Genomic DNA, 3,453 nt, shown 5'->3' on the forward strand with positions numbered 1-3,453 from the left:
GATTCGCGGATTTTCGACCATGACCCGATTTGTGTACGTGACTGTGACGACGACTGCGGGTCGCCCGTATACTTCTGTAACTACGCCTGTCTCTCGGCATATATCGACGAGAACGACCTCACAACCGGCGATGCCTGCGAGTGGAATCCCACTGAAAACAGTTGTTGCTAATCGAGCAGCCTAGTCGGTCCCCAGTCCGACCTAACGACTTCACCGGACAAGACGTCAACCGAATATAGTTCCATGTGACCTCAAACACTTAGCGATGAGCATGGCCGCTGCCGTGTCACAGAACCGACCCCCTCCCTCAGAAGAGCACTACATGAACCTTACTCGAAGCCCATTGCTTCGATCTGTTCCTGGTAGCGGTTGCGGATGGTGACCTCGGTCACGTTCGCGACGTCAGCGACCTCGCGCTGGGTCATTTTATCGTTGCAGAGGAGGCCAGCGGCATAGATAGCGGCGGCTGCGAAGCCGATTGGGCTCTTGCCTGAGAGAAGACCCTGCTCAGCAGAGGTGTCGATGATCTCGTTGGCCTTCGCAATCGTCTCTTCAGAGGCGTCAAGTTCGCTGGCGAACCGTGGGACGTACTGCTTGGGGTCGACGGGCTCCATCTCGAGGGAGAGCTCTTGGGCGATGTAGCGATAGGTGCGTCCGATCTCCTTCTTGCCGACGCGGGACACCTCCGCGACCTCTTCGAGCGAGCGTGGGATGCTCTCCTTGCGGCAGGCGGCGTAGAGGCAGGCGGTGGCGACGCCTTCGATGGAGCGCCCGCGAATGAGGTCCTCCTTGAGCGCGCGCCGGTAGATGACGGAGGCGACCTCCCGGACGCTGCGGGGGACGCCGAGCGCCGACGCCATCCGGTCGATCTCGGAGAGGGCGAACTGGAGGTTGCGCTCGCCGGCGTCCTTGGTGCGGATGCGCTCCTGCCACTTGCGCAGCCGGTGCATCTGCGAGCGCTTCTTCGAGGAAATCGAGCGCCCGTAGGCGTCCTTGTCCTTCCAGTCGATCTGCGTCGTTAGTCCCTTGTCGTGCATCGTCTGCGTCGTCGGCGCACCAACCCGGGATTTCTGATCACGCTCGCTCGAGTTGAACGCGCGCCACTCAGGCCCGTGGTCGATGTTGTCCTCCTCGAGGACGAGCCCACAGTCTTGGCAGAGACGCTCCCCTTGGTCGGTGACGATGTTCGTCGATTCACACTCCGGGCACTGTGCTGATACGACCTCTCCGTCGTCCTGTTCGGTCTGTTCCCCGTCTTGCTCGCGAATCGACCGTTCCATTTTCATATAAAGGCTATCTAATCACATATGGGTTTTCGGGCACGGCCACCTCTAGAGTCGGCATCTGGATGCTGAGTAATCGGAATAGTGGGTGAGGCCTGCTGCGCGTCACCCATCGCTTTGCCCTCTTTGAGAGATCTCTGCTGAAGTCCACCCTCCCACGACTCAGATTCAGGACGGAACAGTAATACTGACCAACCCCAGTGTTAACCAACAGCTACCGCTCGTTTGGACGTACTGTTGGTTAAGCCGCTGCGTGCTTGAACGAGAATGTTCCGTCACGTGGTAGTTTATCGGCGCCGAGGGGGAGCGCTGCGGCGCGCACACCACGCGTCGCGAGTTCCATCGATGACGCCACCTGATCGACACGACGACACGAGCGGCGACGCTGAGCGCTTCGAACAGGACCAACTCGCCCACGATCGCGACGGTGGCCGGATTCGTGTGGACGACTTCACTGAGTCGGACGCACGCGAGCTGATTGCGGATCTCCTCGAGGACGACGTCGTGGTTGCAGTGCCGACCAACAGAGTGTTCGTCCATGAGCCGACGGACGCGATTTTCGAGGATGTCGTTCAACTTGCGGCCTACCACCGTGGGTGGCGGGCTGGACGTGACGACGGAGGTGCGACATGAGCCAGGAGACGCTTGCGGGGTGTGTTCTACGACGCCGGCCCCGACGTCCGCCGCGGTGAGGCAGGGTCGGGGGGCAGAGACGAACTTATCACCCACCCGATCTGTGTCGCGTGTGCGCTTCGCGAGCAGCCCGACCCGGACGACGCGCATCGCTTCGCCTGCGATGGCTGTGACTGTCTCCTCGACGTGGTCGCCGCCCTCACGCGCTATCGCGTCCAACTCGGCCATCTCGAGGGCACGCACCGTCTCTGCGCTGGCTGTAGACCCAACGGGCCTGCGACCGACTAGACTCCAGACCGCGAATCGCATCTCGTTCGAGAAGAGAACACCACCCGTAACTGACCGACACTAACACTACTCTTCGGGGGCGTTAGTCGCCGTGGAGATAGGTGGACCCGTATTCATCATCGAACTCGTATTCGCTGGGAAAGACCGGGTCCGTTGTAGTTGCCCAGAGGTCGTTGATGCGGCGTTCGACCGTCTCCAAGACACACCGGAGGACGTCAGATGACTCCGAGGGATAGGAGGCGTCCACGGCAGCCTCTTCGTGTGGGTCAGGTGGCACGTGGAAGTGTTCACGTGTATTGTGCGTGTTCGGATGCCGATCCCAGCGACACGACCACTGCTCACCTGACCAGTCTTCGAAATATTGGAAATTGAAGTCGCCGTTCAATCGCACACGTAACTCGAGGCGAGAGGAGTCAACGACATCTGGATAGTAGCTGGTCTCGAGGTCGGCGACGACACGGTCTTCCTTTCCAGCGGGAAAGTATTGGACTGTCTCGACAAGGGAGAGATTAGCGAGGAATCGGCCGAGCATGCGGAGACGTTCCTCGTTCAGATCATCAGCGCGCTCCATCCGTTAGGGGAACGAAGATGCGGACGCCGATTCGGAGCCAGATTCGAGGCGGAGCTTCGCTTCGTGGAGTTCGCGAAGGCGACGCGTAGCAGCACGCCACTCACTCAGCCGATCGTAAGCCTCATCGAGATCATTGTATTCGATGTCCGCGAGTACGACCGCACTGGGAGAGGACGCCTCAAACGATGCTGCAAGCTCGCGTTCCCGGTCACGATACTCCTCGATCGTGGCTGCTACTTCGTCCGCGGTCTCAAACTCGCGGGTGAGCTCGGTGACGCGCCGGAACTCGAAGTACGCCTCATTGCGTACGAAGAGTGCGGGGTTGTCTGCGACTTTCTCAAGGACGCCGAGATCGACGAACCACTCGAGGTGTGGGCGCGCGCCTTCCTTCGTGCAGTCCGCACGCTCCGCGATTTCAGTGACGGACGTCGCCGACGTGAGCGTCGTCGCGACCTCGTAGACGCGATCCTTCACCGTCCGATTCTCCAGGGTCGCATCCCACTCTCCAGTGAGATCCAGATCCGGCGGTGTATCCCCGTTCATGATTAGCTACTACGACCTACACTCATATTAATTTGTGGCTGCAAGAATATCTAATCGGAATTTCGAGATGGCAGTTCCCATCTCAGCCGTAGAGGGGATTATCCCGGTGTGTGTTGACGGTTCGCCGCGCTCGGC

4 protein-coding genes and 1 pseudogene are annotated in these 3,453 nt (G+C 60.0%); 2 read left to right on the forward strand and 3 right to left on the reverse strand.

The genetic code is table 11. From position 1 onward, the window contains the following. Window positions 1-329: 329 nt before the first annotated feature. Window positions 330-1,280 carry a transcription initiation factor IIB gene (locus tag AOZ13_RS13165; protein ID WP_021780825.1) on the reverse strand — a complete coding sequence of 317 codons (951 nt, stop codon included), beginning with the start codon at window positions 1,278-1,280 and terminating at the stop codon, window positions 330-332. A 444-nt stretch (window positions 1,281-1,724) separates the two neighbouring features. Between AOZ13_RS13165 and AOZ13_RS15135 the strand changes: the two genes are divergently transcribed. Together AOZ13_RS15135 and AOZ13_RS13175 are read left to right on the forward strand one after the other, a co-directional pair. Continuing rightward, window positions 1,725-1,916: a hypothetical protein gene (locus AOZ13_RS15135; protein WP_234402886.1), complete on the forward strand. Its 192-nt coding sequence runs from the start codon at window positions 1,725-1,727 to the stop codon at window positions 1,914-1,916. Then, window positions 1,913-2,204 (forward strand): annotated as a pseudogene (locus AOZ13_RS13175) (DUF7558 family protein). The gene AOZ13_RS15135 and the pseudogene AOZ13_RS13175 overlap by 4 nt, the downstream one beginning before the upstream one ends. Before the next feature lie 82 nt (window positions 2,205-2,286). Here AOZ13_RS13175 and AOZ13_RS13180 read toward each other — a convergent pair. Beyond that, window positions 2,287-2,736: a hypothetical protein gene (locus AOZ13_RS13180; RefSeq protein ID WP_199897075.1), complete on the reverse strand. Its 450-nt coding sequence runs from the start codon at window positions 2,734-2,736 to the stop codon at window positions 2,287-2,289. A 42-nt stretch (window positions 2,737-2,778) separates the two neighbouring features. Next, window positions 2,779-3,318: a DUF7342 family protein gene (locus tag AOZ13_RS13185; RefSeq protein WP_020222645.1), complete on the reverse strand. Its 540-nt coding sequence runs from the start codon at window positions 3,316-3,318 to the stop codon at window positions 2,779-2,781. Window positions 3,319-3,453 lie beyond the last annotated feature (135 nt).

Source organism: Halarchaeum acidiphilum MH1-52-1 (genome assembly GCF_000474235.1).
GTDB classification, from domain to species: Archaea; Halobacteriota; Halobacteria; order Halobacteriales; family Halobacteriaceae; genus Halarchaeum; species Halarchaeum acidiphilum.